Annotated in this window: 18 protein-coding genes and 1 riboswitch; of the genes, 8 read left to right on the forward strand and 10 right to left on the reverse strand. The window is 67.2% G+C overall.

Annotation, left to right across the window (positions count from 1 at the left end; all coding sequences use genetic code 11):
• On the reverse strand, positions 1 to 1,233 hold the full coding sequence (locus ACN0RJ_RS02090; RefSeq protein ID WP_417723265.1) for a DUF2254 domain-containing protein: 1,233 nt from the start codon (positions 1,231 to 1,233) through the stop codon (positions 1 to 3).
• On the reverse strand, positions 1,234 to 1,791 hold the full coding sequence (locus ACN0RJ_RS02095) for a gamma-glutamylcyclotransferase (RefSeq protein WP_417723266.1): 558 nt from the start codon (positions 1,789 to 1,791) through the stop codon (positions 1,234 to 1,236).
• A 95-nt stretch (positions 1,792 to 1,886) separates the two neighbouring features.
• Here ACN0RJ_RS02095 and ACN0RJ_RS02100 point away from each other — a divergent pair, with 95 nt between their 5' ends.
• From ACN0RJ_RS02100 to gcvP, 4 genes are all read left to right on the forward strand, one after another.
• The gene (locus ACN0RJ_RS02100) at positions 1,887 to 2,378 is read left to right on the forward strand and encodes an RrF2 family transcriptional regulator (RefSeq protein ID WP_417723267.1); all 492 of its coding nucleotides are present in this window, start codon (positions 1,887 to 1,889) and stop codon (positions 2,376 to 2,378) included.
• A gap of 6 nt (positions 2,379 to 2,384) precedes the next feature.
• Positions 2,385 to 2,470: riboswitch (glycine riboswitch) on the forward strand.
• 154 nt (positions 2,471 to 2,624) lie between these two features.
• Positions 2,625 to 3,752, forward strand: a complete 1,128-nt coding sequence (gene gcvT, locus ACN0RJ_RS02105; RefSeq protein WP_417723268.1) for a glycine cleavage system aminomethyltransferase GcvT — start codon at positions 2,625 to 2,627, stop codon at positions 3,750 to 3,752.
• Positions 3,753 to 3,772: 20 nt separating this feature from the next.
• Positions 3,773 to 4,132: a glycine cleavage system protein GcvH gene (gene gcvH / locus ACN0RJ_RS02110; RefSeq protein ID WP_417718592.1), complete on the forward strand. Its 360-nt coding sequence runs from the start codon at positions 3,773 to 3,775 to the stop codon at positions 4,130 to 4,132.
• A 110-nt stretch (positions 4,133 to 4,242) separates the two neighbouring features.
• On the forward strand, positions 4,243 to 7,092 hold the full coding sequence (gene gcvP / locus ACN0RJ_RS02115) for an aminomethyl-transferring glycine dehydrogenase (protein WP_417723269.1): 2,850 nt from the start codon (positions 4,243 to 4,245) through the stop codon (positions 7,090 to 7,092).
• 88 nt (positions 7,093 to 7,180) lie between these two features.
• On the opposite strand, the gene ACN0RJ_RS02120 is transcribed toward gcvP, so the two are convergent.
• The 3 genes from ACN0RJ_RS02120 to ACN0RJ_RS02130 all read right to left on the reverse strand — a co-directional run bounded on the left by ACN0RJ_RS02120 (position 7,181) and on the right by ACN0RJ_RS02130 (position 11,353).
• Positions 7,181 to 8,068: an inositol monophosphatase family protein gene (locus tag ACN0RJ_RS02120; RefSeq protein ID WP_417723270.1), complete on the reverse strand. Its 888-nt coding sequence runs from the start codon at positions 8,066 to 8,068 to the stop codon at positions 7,181 to 7,183.
• Positions 8,069 to 8,138: 70 nt separating this feature from the next.
• Complete coding sequence (locus ACN0RJ_RS02125) at positions 8,139 to 10,664, reverse strand: ABC transporter permease (protein WP_417723271.1); 2,526 nt, start codon at positions 10,662 to 10,664, stop codon at positions 8,139 to 8,141.
• The gene (locus ACN0RJ_RS02130) at positions 10,661 to 11,353 is read right to left on the reverse strand and encodes an ABC transporter ATP-binding protein (protein WP_417718820.1); all 693 of its coding nucleotides are present in this window, start codon (positions 11,351 to 11,353) and stop codon (positions 10,661 to 10,663) included. The genes ACN0RJ_RS02125 and ACN0RJ_RS02130 overlap by 4 nt, the downstream gene beginning before the upstream one ends.
• A 16-nt stretch (positions 11,354 to 11,369) precedes the next feature.
• Here ACN0RJ_RS02130 and ACN0RJ_RS02135 point away from each other — a divergent pair, with 16 nt between their 5' ends.
• The gene (locus ACN0RJ_RS02135) at positions 11,370 to 12,041 is read left to right on the forward strand and encodes an arylesterase (RefSeq protein WP_417723272.1); all 672 of its coding nucleotides are present in this window, start codon (positions 11,370 to 11,372) and stop codon (positions 12,039 to 12,041) included.
• 2 nt (positions 12,042 to 12,043) lie between these two features.
• Here ACN0RJ_RS02135 and ACN0RJ_RS02140 read toward each other — a convergent pair whose 3' ends face one another.
• The 5 genes from ACN0RJ_RS02140 to ACN0RJ_RS02160 all read right to left on the reverse strand — a co-directional run bounded on the left by ACN0RJ_RS02140 (position 12,044) and on the right by ACN0RJ_RS02160 (position 14,891).
• Complete coding sequence (locus tag ACN0RJ_RS02140) at positions 12,044 to 12,250, reverse strand: hypothetical protein (RefSeq protein WP_417723273.1); 207 nt, start codon at positions 12,248 to 12,250, stop codon at positions 12,044 to 12,046.
• Between the two features lie 192 nt (positions 12,251 to 12,442).
• Complete coding sequence (locus ACN0RJ_RS02145; RefSeq protein WP_417723274.1) at positions 12,443 to 13,000, reverse strand: L,D-transpeptidase; 558 nt, start codon at positions 12,998 to 13,000, stop codon at positions 12,443 to 12,445.
• 348 nt (positions 13,001 to 13,348) lie between these two features.
• A complete protein-coding gene (locus tag ACN0RJ_RS02150; protein WP_417723275.1) occupies positions 13,349 to 13,987 on the reverse strand; it encodes a MotE family protein in 639 nt (212 codons plus the stop codon).
• Positions 13,988 to 13,989: 2 nt separating this feature from the next.
• A complete protein-coding gene (locus ACN0RJ_RS02155) occupies positions 13,990 to 14,346 on the reverse strand; it encodes a hypothetical protein (protein WP_417723276.1) in 357 nt (118 codons plus the stop codon).
• Positions 14,347 to 14,357: 11 nt separating this feature from the next.
• A complete protein-coding gene (locus ACN0RJ_RS02160) occupies positions 14,358 to 14,891 on the reverse strand; it encodes a flagellar basal body-associated FliL family protein (protein ID WP_417723277.1) in 534 nt (177 codons plus the stop codon).
• A gap of 117 nt (positions 14,892 to 15,008) precedes the next feature.
• Between ACN0RJ_RS02160 and fliF the strand changes: the two genes are divergently transcribed.
• Genes fliF through ACN0RJ_RS02175 form a run of 3 tightly spaced genes read left to right on the forward strand, consistent with a single transcriptional unit; the run spans position 15,009 to position 17,504 of the window.
• Positions 15,009 to 16,622 (forward strand): flagellar basal-body MS-ring/collar protein FliF, encoded by a 1,614-nt coding sequence (gene fliF, locus ACN0RJ_RS02165; RefSeq protein WP_417723278.1) that lies wholly within the window; start codon positions 15,009 to 15,011, stop codon positions 16,620 to 16,622.
• Entirely contained in the window at positions 16,619 to 17,221 is a 603-nt protein-coding gene (locus tag ACN0RJ_RS02170; protein ID WP_417718581.1) for an ABC transporter ATP-binding protein, read from the forward strand. The genes fliF and ACN0RJ_RS02170 overlap by 4 nt, the downstream gene beginning before the upstream one ends.
• Positions 17,214 to 17,504: a FliM/FliN family flagellar motor switch protein gene (locus ACN0RJ_RS02175; RefSeq protein WP_417718580.1), complete on the forward strand. Its 291-nt coding sequence runs from the start codon at positions 17,214 to 17,216 to the stop codon at positions 17,502 to 17,504. Before ACN0RJ_RS02170 ends, ACN0RJ_RS02175 begins: the two co-directional genes overlap by 8 nt.
• The last annotated feature ends 1 nt before the right edge of the window (position 17,505 follow it).

Genomic DNA, 17,505 nt, shown 5'->3' on the forward strand with positions numbered 1-17,505 from the left:
TCAGCGCGCCTTTTCGGCCAGACGGTCGCGGTCATCCCGGATCTCGACCGTCTCGTTGGCGTGCCGCACCGCGTAGCCGCGCATCCGGCGCGCCGCCTTTGCCAGATCGGTCCAGGGCGACCCCTGCAGCACGTTCAGGGCGGAAAACACCACGCTGATGACCTCCGGCCGGCCCGCGCCGTCGCGGATGATCGCGCCGAAGGCGTCGTCCATCAGGTCGAAGGCCGCGACCATCGGCACCTCGATCCGGCCGAATTCCGGCGCCTCTTCGGCCGGGCGGCCCGTCTCGCCGAGCAGGCGCGTCAGCCGCTGCACCACGTCGATGGCGGTGCCGGGATCGTTGACGGCGGGCGACAGGGCCCGCACGGCGATCTCGTTCAGGATCATCACGCCGAAGCGGGCATCCTGTTCGAGCGACCGGCTGTTGCCGAGGGTGAAGCACTGCACCAGCGTGCTGCGGTCCACGTCCTCTCCGTGCATCAGCCAGCCGAGAGGCTGGCCGCGGATCACGTGATGGCCCGGCGCCGCCGCCACGCGCAGGCGCGCGCCGCTCTTGCCCAGTTCGGTCTGCATCCGGTTCATGTCGATGAACTGGACATACCCGCCGCGCGGGGCGGGGAGGGCGAGCGCATTCTTGGGCGCGCCGAGGTCGCCGAGGATCGGCTGACCCCCGAGCGCCGGGCGGTCCATCATCGCGGCGAGCGGCGTGAAGGCCGCGGATTCGGCGGTTTCGAGGGTGTGGTCCATGCTGCCGAGGCGGCTCAGGTGGTCGATCCAGCGCAGCATCGCCAGGACGATGGCCGCGATCACCAGCATGGTGAGCCAGAAGATCACCACCGCCGCGGCTTCGGAATAGAACCCCGCGTTGAACATCACGATCGCGGTCAGCGAAAAGAGGAAGGCCGCGGTGAAGGTGGCGAGCGCGGTATGCGTGGTGGTGTCCGACAGGTGCAGCCGGTAGGCGCGCGGCGTGGCCTGGCTCGCGGCGCTGCGGAAGGCCTGCACCATGACCGAGAGCGAGAAGGTGGTGACCGTCAGCATCGACGAGGCGAGGATGGTCAGGATCGGCATCACCGCGTCGCGGCCGAACCTGTCCTGCCAGCTTTCCGGGATGAGCGAATCGAAGAACGGCGCCAGCAGGACGGCGGCAAAGGCGAGGATGGACCCGAAGAGCACGCGCACGGCAAGGCGGTTGGACACGCGGCGCAGGATCATGAGGGGCTTTGAAAACATTCAGGCAATGATCCGGCAATTGAGGGTCTGGAGATATCGGTCCACGAAGGCGCGTTCCCCCTCCGAGAGGTCCTGGGCGCGTGGATAGCGCGGCGCCGCGCGATCGTCGAGGATCGGCGCCTCCCATCCGGTCGTCGTGGCAAAGAACCGCGCGGCCCCGTCCCGGCCGTATTCGGTCAGGTAGCCCTGCACCACCACGTCGAGATAGCTGAGCAGCACCGGATGATGGTCGTCGGGCGTGTTCAGGCGATCCGCCGCGATGGCATAGATCGCCGGGTGCCCGTCCCCGGCGTCGGTGACGCTGTCGCGCGCGTCCAGCCGTTCGTAGGCGTGTTCGCGCAGATCGAGTGTCGGCCAGGCATCCGCGGGGACAGATGCGACCAGCCCGTCGATGGTGCAGGCGGGATCGGGGATGACGGTGAGAAAGGCCACTTCGCGGTCCGCCGTGTAGCGCCATGCGCGGCGCCATCCCCGTGCGGCCGCGCGCCGGGCCCCGGTGTATCCGTGGGTGCGCCGGTTCACCAGCGAGCCGTATCCGAAGAAACAGGTGAAAGTCATCCGACCGTGGTGACCCCTGGATTGATGTATGTCAAACGCGACTATGGCGTGGTCGTGTATGTAATCCTTCCCGAGGATAATCGAGAGCAGGGACAATGCGCGTTACCAAGAGAACGAATATCGCGATCCGCGTGCTCATGTATTGCGCGGCGAACACCGGTCGGCTCGTCACCAAATCCGAGATCGCGCAACGGTGCAACGCGTCCGAGAACCACCTCGCCCAGGTCATCAACCAACTCGCGCAACTGGGATATCTGCACACGCGGCGCGGGCGGAACGGCGGGCTTGAGCTGTCGCGGAACGCCGACCGCATCCGCATCGGCGAGGTGTTCCGCGTGATGGAGGAGCCGGTTCCGCTGGCCGAATGCTTTGCGGATGCGGACAACACCTGCCCCCTCACCGCGGCCTGCCGCCTGCGCGACGCTCTGACGCATGCGGCGAGCGCCTTCTACAGGACGCTCGATCCGCTCACCCTTGATGCGCTTGTCTGCGGAAACGTCCCGCTTCTGGACATTCTCGGCCCCGGCGCCGCCTGCACGCGCGGGACACCTCTGCCGGAGCTTGCGACGCCGTCGCAAGTATCGTAGCTTCGGCGCACCGCGAGGGGAGAACCGGCCCCGCCGGTGCCGAAGGAGCAACCGCCCCGGAAACTCTCAGGCCCATGGACCTTCGCGGACAAGACACTCTGGAGAGTGGCGTGAATGCGCCCGCCGAAGGGATAACGATCTCAGGCTGACGGACAGAGGGGGCATTCGGGCACGGCGCAGGCCGTGCGGGGAATGCCCGGTCGGCGCGTGGTGCGCACATCCGGGCCCTTGGGATGTGGGAGTCGCATGGACGCGCTGAAACAGACGCCGCTGTTCGATCTGCATGCTTCGCTCGGTGCGAAGATGGTGCCGTTCGCAGGGTACGAGATGCCGGTGCAATACGCGCTCGGTGTCATGAAGGAACATCTTCACACACGCGAAAAGGCCGGTCTGTTCGACGTGAGCCACATGGGGCAGGTGATCCTCGACGGCGCGCCGGTGTCCGGGATCGCGCTGGCCCTCGAAACCCTCGTGCCGGTCGACGTGGCCGGGCTGGGCGAGGGGCGGCAGCGCTATGCGCTGTTCACCAACGACGCGGGCGGGATCGAGGACGACCTGATGATCGCCAATCGCGGCGATCATTTGTTCGTCGTGGTCAACGCCGCCTGCAAGGAGGCGGATTTCGCACGGATGGAGGCCGCGCTTGCCCCGCGCGGAATCCGCGTGCGCCTGCTCGAGGACCGCGCTCTGCTCGCGCTGCAGGGGCCTGCCGCCGAAGCGGCGCTGGCCACGCTGAACCCCGCCGTGCGCGACATGCGCTTCATGGACGTGGCCACCGTGACGCTCTGCGGCGCCGAATGCTGGGTCTCGCGCTCGGGCTATACCGGCGAGGACGGGTACGAGATCTCGGTTCCCGAGGGGTCTGCGGTCGCACTTGCTGAGGCGCTGCTGGCGCTGGACGCGGTCGAACCCATCGGCCTCGGTGCGCGGGATTCGCTGCGCCTCGAAGCCGGGCTGTGCCTTTACGGGCATGATATCGATACCACCACGACTCCGGTCGCGGCCGCGCTGACCTGGGCGATGCAGAAGGTGCGCCGCGCGGGCGGTGACCGGGCCGGCGGGTTTCCGGGGGCCGGGGTCATCCTGGGGGAACTGGCCGTCGGCGTCGCCGACAAGCGCGTCGGGCTGAAGCCCGAAGGCCGTGCGCCGATGCGCGAAGGCGTTGCGTTGTTCGAAACCGACGCGGGCGGCACACCGATCGGCCGCGTGACCTCGGGCGGTTTCGGGCCGAGCGTGGGCGGGCCGGTGGCGATGGGCTACGTGCCGACGCCGCTTTCGACGCCGGGAACACGGGTTTATGGTGAGGTTCGGGGCAAGCGACTTCCGGTCGAGGTGGTCAGCCTGCCTTTCGTGACACAGACTTACAAGCGCTGACGCAATAGGGGACATCGGCGATGAAATACACGGAAGAACATGAGTGGCTGCGGGTCGAGGACGATGTCGTCGTGGTGGGCATCACCGCCCACGCCGCCGAGCAGCTTGGCGACGTGGTGTTCGTGGAACTGCCCGACGAGGGCACCACGGTCAGCAAGGACGACGAGGTGGTGGTGATCGAATCCGTCAAGGCGGCGTCCGACATCCTCGCGCCGCTCGACGGCGAGATCGTCGAGGTGAACAGCGTCCTGGTCGACGAACCGGGCAAGGTGAACGACGACCCCGAGGGCGAGGCCTGGTTCTTCAAGATGACCGTCGAGGACATGTCGGCGCTTGACGAACTGATGGACGAAGCCGCCTACCGGAAATTCGTCGGCTAGGCCCTGTCCCGGCCCTCCGCACGAACGGACGGGCCGGGAACCGCGTATCTGGAACAAGAAGAATCACACGGGACCGGCGGATCGGTCGTCCCGTTCCGAGAGGTGATATGATGCCCTTCACGCCCACCGACTACCTGCCCTACGATTTCGCCAACCGGCGGCACATCGGGCCGTCTCCCGCCGAGATGGAACGGATGTTCGAGGTGCTGGGCGTCGCGGATCTCGACGCGCTGATCGACGAGACCGTCCCCGCGGGGATCCGGCAGGCCGAGGCGCTGGATTTCGGCAAGGCCCTGTCCGAGCGGGAAATGCTCTGGCACATGCGGGAGGTCGCCTCGAAGAACAAGGTGCTCGTGTCGCTGATCGGCCAGGGCTACCACGGCACGGTCACCCCGCCCGCGATCCAGCGCAACATCTTCGAGAATCCCGCCTGGTACACGGCCTACACGCCCTATCAGCCGGAGATTTCGCAGGGTCGGCTGGAGGCGCTGCTGAACTATCAGACCATGGTCAGCGACCTGACAGGGCTGGAAGTGGCCAACGCCTCGCTTCTGGACGAGGCGACGGCCTGCGCAGAGGCGATGACCATGGCGCAGCGGGTGGCGAAGTCGAAGGCGACGGCCTTCTTCGTGGACGAGAACTGCCACCCCCAGAACATCGCGGTGATGCGCACCCGGGCGGCTCCGCTGGGGATCGAGATCGTGACCGGCGCGCCGGAGGATCTGGACGCCGAGGCGGTGTTCGGCGCGATCTTCCAGTATCCCGGAACCCACGGCCATGTCCGTGACCTGTCTCCGCAGATGGAGGCGCTGCACGCCGCGAAAGCCGTCGGGATCGTCGCGGCGGACATCATGGCGCTGTGCCTGCTCAGGGAACCGGGCGCGATGGGCGCCGACATCGCTGTCGGCTCGACCCAGCGGTTCGGGGTTCCGATGGGCTACGGCGGCCCGCACGCGGCCTACATGGCGACCCGAGATGCGTTCAAGCGGGCGATGCCGGGGCGGATCGTCGGGGTTTCCATCGACAGCCACGGCAACCGCGCCTACCGCCTGTCGCTGCAGACCCGCGAACAGCATATCCGCCGCGAAAAGGCGACCTCGAACGTCTGCACGGCGCAGGCGCTGCTGGCGGTCATGGCGGGCTTCTACGCGGTGTTCCACGGGCCGGAAGGGCTGAAGGCCATCGCGCAGCGCATTCACCGCAAGACGGTGCGGCTGGCGAAGGGACTGGAAGAGGCCGGCTTTGCGGTCGAGCCGGGCGCCTTCTTCGACACGATCACGGTGGACGTCGGGCTGTTCCAGGCCGGGGTCATGCAGGCGGCCGTCGCGCATGGGGTGAACCTGCGCAAGGTCGGCGAGACCCGGGTCGGCATCACGCTGGACGAACGCACCCGCCCCGCGACGATCGAGGCGGTCTGGAAGGCCTTCGGCCTGGCGCGGGAGGACAAGGATTTCACCCCGACCTACCGCCTGCCGGACGCGCTGCTGCGCGAAAGCGCCTACCTGACCCACGAGGTCTTTCACATGAACCGGGCCGAGACCGAGATGATGCGCTACATGCGCCGTCTCGCGGACCGGGACCTGGCGCTGGATCGGGCGATGATCCCGCTCGGCTCCTGCACGATGAAGCTGAACGCCGCGGCGGAGATGATGCCGGTGAGCTGGCGCGAATTCGCCGGGCTGCATCCCTTCGTGCCGCAGGATCAGGCGCTGGGCTACAAGCACCTGATCGACGATCTGTCGAAGCGGCTGTGCTCGGTCACCGGCTATGACGCCTTTTCCATGCAGCCCAATTCCGGGGCGCAGGGGGAATATGCCGGGCTGCTGACCATCGCCTCCTGGCAGGCGGCGCGGGGCGAGGGGCAGCGCAACGTCTGCCTGATCCCCGTGAACGCGCACGGCACCAACCCGGCCTCGGCGCAGATGGTGGGCTGGAAGGTCGTGCCGGTGAAATGCGATGCGAAGGGGTCCATCGACCTTGCCGATTTCCGGGCGCAGGCGGAGAAATACGGCGATACGCTCGCCGCCTGCATGATCACCTATCCCTCGACCCACGGCGTGTTCGAGGAGACGGTGAAGGAGGTCTGCGCGATCACCCACGAGCACGGCGGGCAGGTCTATATCGACGGGGCGAACATGAACGCCATGGTCGGGCTGTCGCGGCCCGGCGACCTCGGCGGCGACGTGAGCCACCTGAACCTGCACAAGACCTTCTGCATTCCGCATGGCGGGGGCGGGCCGGGCATGGGGCCGATCGGGGTCAAGAAGCATCTCGTTCCGCACCTGCCGTCGCATCCTCTGTCAGGCGAGGGGCCGGGTCCGGTTTCGGCCGCGCCCTACGGCTCGCCCTCGATCCTGCCGATTTCCTGGGCCTACGTGCTGATGATGGGCGGCGAGGGGCTGGCGCAGGCGACGCGGGTGGCGATCCTCAACGCCAACTACATCGCCAAGCGGCTGGAGGGCGCCTACGAGGTGCTCTACACCGGCCATGCGGGCCGGGTGGCGCATGAGTGCATCCTCGACGTGCGCCCCTTCGAGAAATCCGCGGGCATCACGGTGGAGGATATCGCCAAGCGGCTGATCGACAGCGGTTTCCACGCGCCGACCATGTCCTGGCCGGTGGCGGGCACGCTGATGGTGGAACCGACCGAGAGCGAGACGAAGGCCGAGCTGGACCGCTTCTGCGACGCCATGCTGTCGATCCGCGAAGAGATCCGCGCCATCGAGACGGGCAGCATGGACGCCGGGAACAATCCGCTGAAGAACGCGCCGCACACGATGGAGGACCTCGTGCGCGATTGGGACCGGCCCTACACCCGCGAGCAGGGGTGTTTCCCGCCGGGTGCGTTCCGGGTGGACAAGTACTGGCCGCCGGTCAACCGCGTGGACAACGTCTACGGCGACCGGCACCTGGTCTGCACCTGCCCGCCGATGAGCGACTACGCCGAAGCGGCGGAGTGACGGCGCACCCCGCGCCGGCGAGGGGCGCTGCCCCTCGCGCTCCCCGGGATATTTCCGGCCAGAAGAAGGCAGAAGACCGGGAAGGGTGTCAGGCCTTCGCGGTTTCGTCGGGCGCGTCGAGCAGGAAGGATAGCACGTCGCGCACCCGGCCCCATGTGGCAGCGTCGGAGGCGGCGAGCAGGTAGCCTTCTCGGGTCTGGGCCCGGTAGTCCGAGCCGTCGAGCATCGCCACGTGGCCGCCGGCGCATTTGCCGATCAAGGCCCCGGCGGCGTGGTCCCAGGGGGTGAGCTTGGCGGAGATCATGAAATCCACGTGGCCCTCGGCGAACATGCGGGCCTCGTGCGCGGTGCAACGGATGGAATAGGCGCGCTCGAAGCGGGGCAGGACGGCGGCGAGTTGCGCCTGCTTGTCCTTGGGGAAGTTGTAGAGGCCGATATAGCCCGAGAGGTCTTCGACCGCACCGCCGGCGGAGACGGACACCGTCCGCCTGATGCGGCGCTTGGGCATGATCATCTCGGCGCCTTCGCCGTCCTGCGCGACGATGAAGTCGTCCATCACCGGATCGTAGAGCAGCCCGAAGACCGGCACGCCGAAGCGCAGCGCGGAGATGATGACGCCGAAGACGCTGAGCCCGTGCGCATAGTTCCAGGTGCCGTCGACCGGGTCGATGGTGAAGGCCAGTTCCGCCTCCGGGATGCCGTCGAGGACCTCGGGATTCACCGAGACGTTCTCTTCGCCGATGATCAGCGCATTCGGGAACAGGGTGACGAGGCCGCGGGCGATCATCGCCTCGGCGGCACGGTCGGCTTCGGTCACCAGGTCCTGGCGCGAGGTCTTTTCCCCGATGTCGGCCGCGTCCAGCTTGCGGAAGCGGGGCATGATCTCGGACCGCGAGGCGCGGCGGACGAGGTTCATGATGCTGGTGCGCTGGGCGCGCGACAGCGTCGAGATCGTCATGGGGAGGGAATCGGTCATCGCATCTGGGGTCCGTGGCTGCCAAGGGTCGGCCATGGCTTGCCAGCCCCGGCCCCGGGGATCAAGGCACCTATTCGCGTGCGCGCAGCACACGGGCGGGCTTTGCCGCCAACGGGCGCCATGCAAAGGCGAAACCGGCGAGCAATGTGGCAACCACGCCGCCGGCGACGATGCCGAGGGCGGAGGACCAGATCGGCGCATAGGTGGTGTCCATCAGGAAGGTGCAGACGGCCCAACCGCCGAGGCTGCCCGCGACGAGCGCCACGCCCCCTGCCGCGGCGCCGAGCAGGGCCGAGCGCAGGGCGAAGCTCTGCAGGATGCGGGCGCGGCTGGCGCCGAGCGTCTTGAGCACCGCGGCTTCGTAGGTCCGGGCGCCTTCTCCGGCGGCGGCGGCGCCGATCAGCACGAGGAAGCCGGTCAGCAGCGTGGCCGCGGCCCCCCAGCGGATCGCGCCCGCGATGCCTTCGAGCAGCACGCTGATGCGGTCGATGGCATCCTTGACCCGGATGGCCGTGATGTTGGGATAGGCGTCGGCCAGGTCGCGCAGGATGCGGGCCTCTGCCTCGGGGGCGGCGTAGACGGTCGAGATGAAGGTGTGCGGGGCACCCTGAAGGGCGGCGGGGTCGAGGGTCATCACGAAGCCGATGCCGGCGGTGGAGAAGTCGACCTCGCGGAAACTGGTGACGGTGGCGGTGATGTCCCGCCCGAGGATGTTGACGGTGATCGTGTCGCCGAGGTTCAGGCCGATCTCTTCGGCCTCCTCGGCGGCAAAGCTGACCTGCGGCGGGCCGTCGTAATCCCGGGGCCACCATCGGCCGGCGGTGACGCGCGTTCTGGAATCGGGCTGCGCCGCGTAGGTGATGCCGCGGTCGCCGCGCACGACCCAGTGATCGCCCGCCACGTCCTGCGCCCGCTGCCCGTTGATCCGGGTGACAACGCCGCGCAGCATGGGCGCGGTGTCGACGCGGCTGACGGCGGGGTCCGAGGCCAGCCGATCGAGGTAGCCGTCGATCTGGTCGGGCTGGATGTCGACGAAGAAATAGGAGGGAGCGACATCGGGCAGGTCGCGGCTGATCGCGGTGCGCAGATTGCCGTCGATCTGGCCGATGGCAGAGAGGACCGACAGGCCGAGCCCCAGCGACAGCACCACGGAGACGGCGGTTTCGCGCGGGCCGCCGATCGCGCCGAGGGCCCAGCGCAGGGCGGGGCGGCCGCGCGAGGCCGGCATGGCACGGCGGGCAAGCGCCCGGACGCCGATGGCGGCGAGCGCGAGGATGACGAGGGAACCGAGGATGCCGCCGGCCATCCAGAGGGCGATCATGGCGTTGCCGGAGAACACCGCGGCGACCCCCACCAGCAGGGCGAGCAACCCGAGGGTGATCACCACGAAGCGGGTGGCGGGCAGGGCGCGGCCGCTGTCCAGCGCCTCGCGGAAGAGGCTTGCGGCACGCACGTCCTCGGTCCGGGCGAGCGGCCAGAGGGTGAAGATCAGCGCGGTCAGCAGGCCGTAGACGGCCGCTTCGACCAGCGGCAGCGGGTAGAGCGAAAAGACCACCGGCACCGGGAGCGCCGCGGAGATCACCGGCGACAGGGCCATCGGCACGGCAGCCCCGAGGATCAGGCCGAGTGCGATCCCCAGAAGGCTAAGCGCGCCGATCTGGAGGAAGTAGGTCTGGAAGATCGTGGCGCGGTCCGCTCCGAGGGTCTTGAGCGTCGCGATGACCGGCGTCTTGCGTGCGAGGTAGGCGCGCACGGCGGAGGAGACGCCGATGCCGCCGACGGCCAGTCCGGACAGCCCGACGAGGACGAGGAAATTCCCCAGACGCTCGACGAAGCGGGCGATCCCGGGGGCGCCGTTGCGCGCATCCCGCCACCGGATGCCCTGTCCTTCGAACCGCGCCTCGGCCTCGGTCTCGAGCGCGTCGAGATCGGCGTCGGGCGGCAACAGGAGTCGGTATTCGGTTTCGAACAGCGATCCCGGTTCGAGCAGACCGGACCCGGCGAGATCGCCGGTCCGCACCAGCGTCCGGGGGCCGAGGCCGAAGCCGTCGCCGGCGTCGTCGGGTTCGGTCACGATGGTCGCCGACAGGGTGAAGGTGGCGGAGCCGAGCCGGAAAGTGTCGCCGGGGGCGAGGGCCAGCCGGTCGGCGAGCACCTTCGCCATCACGGCACCGGGATGCGCACCGCCTGCGAGCGCCTCGTCGAGCGGCATCGGCGGATCGAGCAACATGGTGCCGAGCAGGGGATAGGCGTCGTCGACGGATTTGATCTGGGTAAGGCCGCGCTCGGTCCGGCCGTCGCGCACGACGGTGGCCATGGACCGGAAATCGGTGACTTCGGACACCTTCGTTGCGAGGGAGTCGAGGAAGGCGCGCTCGTCCTCGGAGGCGAACCGGTAGGTGAAACGCGCCTGCGCATCGCCGCCGAGCATGACCGCGCCCTGTTCCGACAACCCTTCCTGAATCGCCGAGCGGACGGACCCTACCCCGGCGATGGCCGCGACCCCGAGGGCGAGGCAGGCGATGAAGATGCGGAAACCGCGCAATCCGCCCCGCAGCTCCCGCCCGGCGAAACGGGCGGCCGTGGCCAGGCTCATTCCGCGGCCCTCATCCGGGCGTCATCGACGCGCCCGTCCCGCAGCCGGACGACCCGGTCGCAGCGCTCGGCGAGGGTGTTGGAATGGGTCACCAGCACCAGCGTCGCGCCGTGCCGGTCGCGCAGTCCGAACAGCAGGTCCATGATCGCGGCGCCGTTCGGGCCGTCGAGATTGCCGGTCGGTTCGTCCGCCAGCAGGATGTCGGGCCGCGGCGCAGAGGCCCGGGCCAGCGCGACGCGCTGTTGCTCGCCGCCGGACAACTGGGCGGGATAATGGCCGGACCGCGCCCCGAGGCCGACCGACTCGAGTTCGGCGGCGGCGCGGTCGAAGGCATCGCGATGACCCGCCAGTTCGAGCGGCGTGGCGACGTTCTCCAGCGCGGTCATCGTCGGGATCAGGTTGAACGACTGGAAGACCACGCCCATGTGATCGCGCCGCAGCCGCGCCAGCCGATCTTCGTCAAGCCGGGTGACATCCTGACCCAGCACCGATACCCTGCCGGAGGTCGCGGTTTCGAGCCCTCCCATCACCATGAGGAGCGAGGATTTGCCGGAGCCGGACGGGCCGATGAGGCCGATCGTCTCGCCTCTAGCAACGTCAAGGCTTATGCCGTGGAGGATTTCGACCGGTCCGGTATTGCCCATCAAGGTGAGAGTGACATCTTCGAGGGCAATGGCGGTATCGGGCATGGAGAGCGTTCCGGACATGAAAACTTTGTACCCATATGGGGTCTTTACGAGGCTGAGCAAGGTCGCGGCACTGGTGATTGCGGGGGCGGGCGCCGCTTCGGCGGAGCCTGTGGACCTGCTGGCCTTCGGTGACAGTCTCACGCAGGGGTACGGCCTCGTGGACGGCGAAGGCTTCGTGCCGCAGTTGCAGGCGTGGCTGCGGGAGCGCGGTCACGATGTCACGATCGTGAACGGCGGTGTGTCCGGTGACACGACCTCGGGCGGGTTGTCACGGGTGGACTGGTCGCTGACGCCGGAGATTGACGCGATGATCGTGACACTCGGTGGAAACGATGTGCTGAGGGGGCTGCCACCGGAACTGACGCGCTCCAACCTCGACGGAATTCTCGAGGCGGCCGAGGCTCGCGGGGTCGAGGTCCTGCTCGTCGGTCTCGTGGCGCCGGGGAACTACGGGCCGGATTTCGCGGCCTCCTTCGACGCGATCTACCCCGACCTATCCGAGAAACATCATACCCTGTTCTATCCGGATTTCTTCGCGGCACTGAAGGCCGAAGGCACCTCTCCGGAGGCGATGGCAAGGTTCATGCAGGGAGACGGGCTGCATCCGTCGGCAGAAGGCGTGACGCGGATCGTGGACGGGATCGGACCGTTGGTGGAGGAACTGCTGGAGCGCGCGGACGCGGAGTAGCGTCAGTGACGCGCGTCGGCGAGGTGCGGATCCGGGTGCGCGAAGAGGGACTTCATGCCACAGGCAACGACGGGGAGAAGGCCGATGCCCAGGGAGGCCAGCAGGTAAACACCCGCAGCCGACATGAGCGACAGGTCCAGGAAAACCCAGCCAATCAAGGCAAAGAAGAAGCCGAGAACACTTCCCAGCAATAGTGCGATCACTGCCATGCGATCCTCCCTGCTTGAATTGTACCTAGCGTCGATCAGCTACGAAATCGTTAATGCCGGTCAACTCGGGCAGGAATGTGTCAGCGGGCGGGCGGAAATGGAGCAGATTCGGTCAAGTGGATTGAATAGGCTATACAAATGAGAAGCGGCGCCCGGATCATGGGCGCCGCTTTCACGTCATCTTGTGCGGATTCAGAGAACGGTGACCGGGGTTCCCACCGGCACGCGTTCATAAAGATCCATGACATGTTCATTGATCATGCGGATACAGCCGTTGGAGACAGAATGGCCGATGCTGGCAGGCTCGGTCGTGCCGTGAATGCGGTAGAAGGTGTCGCGACCGTTCTGAAACAGGTACAATGCGCGCGCCCCGAGCGGATTGCTCTCGCCCCCGGGTTGAACGTAGTCGTTGTTGGCGAAGCGCCCGTAGTGGGCGGGGTCCCGCTCGATCATCTCCTGGGTCGGACGCCAGGTCGGCCATTCCTTCTTGACCTGGATGATGGCCTTTCCGGAAAATTCCAGACCCGCCTTTCCGACGCCCACGCCGTAGCGGATGGCGCGGCCCGGTTCGGTCACGAAATAGAGGAAATGCGCGCGCGGCAGGATCAGGATCTGGCCGGGCGCCAGATCGGCTTTCATCCGGACCGCCTGCGGCCGGAATTTCGGCTCGACTTCGAAGGCCAGGGCAGGCGACGCCAACAGGGCGGTGCCCGCGGCGGCGGTGGCGACAAATTGACGGCGGGTGATCATTGGCAACTCTCGAATTTCAGATTGGCAGCTTGTGCATTGTCTTCGCGAAACGCAGGGAATCAATGAAGAGTTTCATCATAACACGGTGACGATGGCGCCAGGGACACATATTCCCCACGCTGAATTTGACGGTGAGACCGGTAGTGAGGGAGCCCGGAGTCCCGTTCGACGGTGTCCGGAGGGGCCCTCACGCCAGCCGGCCCCGGAGAATCCGTCCTGTTGTCAGGACCTTGCCCCGCCCTTCATACCCGCCCGCCGCACTGCCCCGGGGATTCGGTCAGGAGGCAGGCCGCGCGCCCGGCGGACCGGCGCGATTCCGGAGGCGACGATGCGTCGCCGAAACCGCGCTCATTCCTTCGGCGCGAGGGCGTTGCGCCCTGCCAGCATGACGCTGATCGTGTAGGCCTTCTGAGGCGTGAGTCCCGCCATGATCGAGGCCGCGGCATCCGCCCGCATCCGGCCGAGGAAACCGGCGGCAAATTCCGGATCCATCTCTTCGAAAAGCGCGGCGGCCTGCTTGGGTTTCATCGTCGCATAGACATCGGTCAGCCGGGCGACGTCATCCTCTGCCGCGCTGTCGGCAATGGCGAGGGTCGCGCGGAGTTTTTCCTCCGCCTTGCGCATCGCTTCCATCTTCCGGTCGATCTCCGCCTCCGCGAGGCTGAGCGCCTGGAGTCTTGTCTGCAAGGCCGTTTCCCGCTTCGCGACCCGGTCTTCCCGAGTTTTCAATGCTTCGAGCAGGGGCGCGATGTCGGCATCCGCGGCGCAGTTTCCGACCATTCCCGGAGCGGCGGCGCCGTGCTCCGCCGCAAGCATGGGTTCTGACGAATGCTCGCCCGAGGCGGGGGTTTCCAGGGCATTGGCCGCCCCCGTCCCGATCACGATGCGCACCAGCGCCGAAGCGATCAGCAGACCGCCCAGCACCGACAGCACGCCGCGCGGCTTGCGGGGACCGGATGTCTTTTTTCCGAAGGAAAACAGCTTCATCCTCAGGCCCCCTTGCGTGCATTCCGGAAGAACACCGGCTCACCCGGATCTTCGGGACGCGGGGCGCTGCCGCCGGCGGGAAGATCGTGCATCGACGCGATCATGAGTTCCAGCCTGTGCGCGACATCCTCGGCCCGGCCGGTGAGATCCTCCAGCGACTCGGTGGAAGTGTTCGCGGATTTCCGCGCCGCTTCGAGCGTGCGGGTCAGATCGTCGACCTGCGCCGACAGCACGGCAACGGCCCCTCCGACACCCTTTTCGAGGTCCGTGAACCGCGACAACCGGCGGGACAGGACGAAACAGTAGAAGCCGGCGCCAAGGGCCCCGGCGGCGAGCAGGATATCGGCTATGAATTCCATCCCGGACCCCTTCAGTTCAATACGAATTCGGCGACCAGAAGGTCGCGCACGCGCCCTTCTCCGGCCACCAGCTGGATGCGTCGCAACATCTGCGACCGCAGTTTGATGAGCGCGCCCGGCGATTCGATATCGCGCGGCTCGAGCGCCCTGAGATAGCTGTTCAGGACATCGAGGATCCTCGGCTGAAGCAGCTCGACATCGGCGAGATAGGTCTTGTCCACTTCGAGATTCGCCTGGAAGCGCAGGTGGTGCATGTCGTTCACGGACCCGAGCGAGGCGACAAGCGTCGGGAGTTCGAGAAAGGCGACATTTCCCAGCGGTTCGAGGGGCGCGCCGGTGCCGTGTCCGTCGGCCGGGGCACCGTGCCCGTCCTCGGCCGCGGCCTCATGCGCGCCGCCGAAGGGCAGCAGCCCGGAGGATGCGGCGTAGAACCCCCCGCCACCGCCCAGAACGGCAAGCACGAGGCCGATGATCAGCGGCATCTTTGAAGATTTCTTCTTCGGTTCCTGGTCGTCGCCTGCGGCGTCGGCAGTGGCGTCGCTCATGGACACACCTCATTCCTGACATGCGATCCTTATAGACCGTCACAGACTAACTGATTGTTAAGTCTGATCGTCCAAAGATGACCCCACCGAGCAGAAGGTTCGGAACGGAGGTTGGCTTTGCAACAGATCTCGACAATCTGGAATGCGTTGAGCGCGCAGAAACGCGTGATCGTCCTGGCGGCTACGGTGGCGATGATCCTCGGCATTCTTGCCATGTCCAGGATGGCGTCGTCGCCGTCGATGGCCCTGCTCTATGCCGGGCTCGAAAACGGGGCGGCGGGCGAAGTCGTCGAGGCGCTCGAAAAGCGGGGCGTGCAGTACGAGGTGCGCGGCGGGGCGATTTTCGTCCCGATGGCGCAGCGCGACACCCTGCGGATGACCCTCGCGAGCGAGGGGCTGCCGGCCAATTCCAACAAGGGGTACGAGCTGCTCGACGGTCTTTCGGGATTCGGCACCACGTCCCAGATGTTCGACGCGGCCTATTGGCGGGCGAAGGAGGGCGAGCTGGCGCGCACCATCGTCGCGAATCCCCTGATCGCCACGGCGCGGGTGCATATCGCGAATTCGACGGCGAATCCCTTCCAGCGCGACGTGACGCCCTCGGCGTCGATCTCGGTCTCGACGACGGGAGAGGTGCTGTCCGCCGCGCAGGCGCGGGCGCTGAAATACCTCGTCGCCTCCGCGGTTCCGGGATTGGTCGCGGAAAATGTCGCGGTGATCGACGGCAAGGGCGGGTTGATCGGGTCGGAGGATGAAACCGGCTCCGGCCAGACCGCGGATGACAAGGCCTCCGCGCTTCGGGATCGCGTGCAGCGGCTGGTCGAGGCCAGGGTCGGGCTGGGCAACGCGGTGGTCGAAGTCAGCGTCGACACCGTCACCGAGAGCGAGTCGATCCGCGAGCATCGCTTCGATCCGGAAAGCCGGGTGGTCATCTCGACCGATACCGAGGAGCAATCCAGCACGTCCCAGGACAGCGGCGGCGGCAATGTCACGGTCGCGTCCAACCTGCCCGACGGTCAGGGCGGCGGCAGCGACAGTTCCTCCAGCCAGAACAGCGAGACGCGGGAGCGTGTCAATTACGAGGTGTCCGAAACCACGCGCGAGGTGACCCGGTCCCCCGGTGCGATCAAGCGGCTGACGGTGGCGGTGCTGGTCAACGGCACCTACCAGACCGCGGCCGACGGGGTGCAGACCTTCGTTCCGCTGCCGGAGGTCGAACTCGGAGCGCTGCGGGATCTCGTCGCCTCGGCCGTCGGCTTCGAGGAGGCGCGCGGGGACGACATCACGATCCGCTCGCTGCCCTTCGAACGGCAGGAGGGGCTCGGTTCGGGACCGGTCGAACCCGGCTGGTTCGCCATGACCCTGGACCCGATGTCTCTGTTACAGATGGCGGTCCTGGCGCTGGTGACGCTGATCCTCGGTCTCTTCGTGGTGCGACCCATCCTGTCCGGTTCGTCCAAGCGCGCGCTTGCCGCTCCGGACGGCACGCTTGCCCTTGCCGGAGGGGGCGCCACCGGCGAGGTCCTCGACGGCGAGATCGACACGGGCGATTTCGCCGAGCTTCCGGCGCTCGCGGGCGGCGGAGATTTCGGCGGAATGGGCATGGTGGATTTCGAATCCCCGGTCTCCGAGGATCCGGTCGACAGGCTTCGCAACCTCATAGAAGAGCGCAAGACCGAGACGGTCGAGATCCTGCGCAGCTGGCTTGACGAAACCGAGGACGCGCGATGACCCGGCTCGGCGACTTCCTCGAAGATTTCGGCGTCGCGCGCCCGGCGGCGGACCAGGGTCCGGTGATCGACGAGGCGGAGATGGAAACCGCGCGTCTCGAATCCTTCGAAACCGGCTATCGCGCCGGATGGGACGATGCGATCAAAGCCCAGAACGACGATCATTCCCGCATTGCCAGCGATTTCGCGCAAAACCTGCAGGACCTGTCTTTCACCTATCACGAGGCCTACGGCCAGGTGCTGTCGGGCATCACTCCCTTGCTGGAGGAAATCACCCGCGTCCTGATGCCGGCCGCGCTGCGCGAAACGCTGGGTCTGCACATCCACGAACAACTGAGCGCGATGGCCCAGGAGATCGGGGCGATGGAGGTGGTTCTGGCCGTGTCCACCGGAAGCGGCGCCTCGATTGCGCCGATGCTGGACGCGGAATTCGGCTTCCCGCTCAGGCTGGTGGAAGACGACACGCTGGCCGAGGGCCAGGCGGACATCCGGTTTGCGGAGATCGAACGACAGATCGATCTGAGCGGCCTTCTCGAAGACCTCACGCAAGCCGTTCAGGGCTTCGTTCATGACAAGCGGAGAAAGACAGCACATGGATGATCATACGGAAACTGCCCGTGAAAGCGCCCCGATCACGCCGTTCACCTCCGTCCCTATCGAGATCATGGTCTCGGTCGGGCGGGCGCGGCCGCTCGTGCGCGACCTGCTGAAACTGGGGGAGGGCTCGGTTCTGACCCTCGACAAGAAACTCGAGGATCCGGTCGAGCTCTATGTCGGCGATCGACTGATCGGCATGGGCGCACTGGAGGTGGTGGAAGGCGGTGACAGCGGCCAGCTCGCCGTTCGCGTGACCGAGGTTGTCGACCTGCAGAGCCCGTCCTGAC

The sequence above is a fragment of the Salipiger sp. genome (assembly GCF_048261495.1).
GTDB lineage: Bacteria > Pseudomonadota > Alphaproteobacteria > Rhodobacterales > Rhodobacteraceae > Salipiger.

Excerpts from the sequence above, each read along its gene's own strand:
- ACN0RJ_RS02090 (WP_417723265.1), bottom strand. The coding sequence starts at position 1,233 with ATGTTTTCAAAGCCCCTCATGATCCTGCGCCGCGTGTCCAACCGCCTT.
- ACN0RJ_RS02095 (WP_417723266.1), bottom strand. The coding sequence starts at position 1,791 with ATGACTTTCACCTGTTTCTTCGGATACGGCTCGCTGGTGAACCGGCGC.
- ACN0RJ_RS02100 (WP_417723267.1), top strand. The coding sequence starts at position 1,887 with ATGCGCGTTACCAAGAGAACGAATATCGCGATCCGCGTGCTCATGTAT.
- gcvT (WP_417723268.1), top strand. The coding sequence starts at position 2,625 with ATGGACGCGCTGAAACAGACGCCGCTGTTCGATCTGCATGCTTCGCTC.
- gcvH (WP_417718592.1), top strand. The coding sequence starts at position 3,773 with ATGAAATACACGGAAGAACATGAGTGGCTGCGGGTCGAGGACGATGTC.
- gcvP (WP_417723269.1), top strand. The coding sequence starts at position 4,243 with ATGCCCTTCACGCCCACCGACTACCTGCCCTACGATTTCGCCAACCGG.
- ACN0RJ_RS02120 (WP_417723270.1), bottom strand. The coding sequence starts at position 8,068 with ATGACCGATTCCCTCCCCATGACGATCTCGACGCTGTCGCGCGCCCAG.
- ACN0RJ_RS02125 (WP_417723271.1), bottom strand. The coding sequence starts at position 10,664 with ATGAGCCTGGCCACGGCCGCCCGTTTCGCCGGGCGGGAGCTGCGGGGC.
- ACN0RJ_RS02130 (WP_417718820.1), bottom strand. The coding sequence starts at position 11,353 with ATGCCCGATACCGCCATTGCCCTCGAAGATGTCACTCTCACCTTGATG.
- ACN0RJ_RS02135 (WP_417723272.1), top strand. The coding sequence starts at position 11,370 with ATGAAAACTTTGTACCCATATGGGGTCTTTACGAGGCTGAGCAAGGTC.
- ACN0RJ_RS02140 (WP_417723273.1), bottom strand. The coding sequence starts at position 12,250 with ATGGCAGTGATCGCACTATTGCTGGGAAGTGTTCTCGGCTTCTTCTTT.
- ACN0RJ_RS02145 (WP_417723274.1), bottom strand. The coding sequence starts at position 13,000 with ATGATCACCCGCCGTCAATTTGTCGCCACCGCCGCCGCGGGCACCGCC.
- ACN0RJ_RS02150 (WP_417723275.1), bottom strand. The coding sequence starts at position 13,987 with ATGAAGCTGTTTTCCTTCGGAAAAAAGACATCCGGTCCCCGCAAGCCG.
- ACN0RJ_RS02155 (WP_417723276.1), bottom strand. The coding sequence starts at position 14,346 with ATGGAATTCATAGCCGATATCCTGCTCGCCGCCGGGGCCCTTGGCGCC.
- ACN0RJ_RS02160 (WP_417723277.1), bottom strand. The coding sequence starts at position 14,891 with ATGAGCGACGCCACTGCCGACGCCGCAGGCGACGACCAGGAACCGAAG.
- ACN0RJ_RS02170 (WP_417718581.1), top strand. The coding sequence starts at position 16,619 with ATGACCCGGCTCGGCGACTTCCTCGAAGATTTCGGCGTCGCGCGCCCG.
- ACN0RJ_RS02175 (WP_417718580.1), top strand. The coding sequence starts at position 17,214 with ATGGATGATCATACGGAAACTGCCCGTGAAAGCGCCCCGATCACGCCG.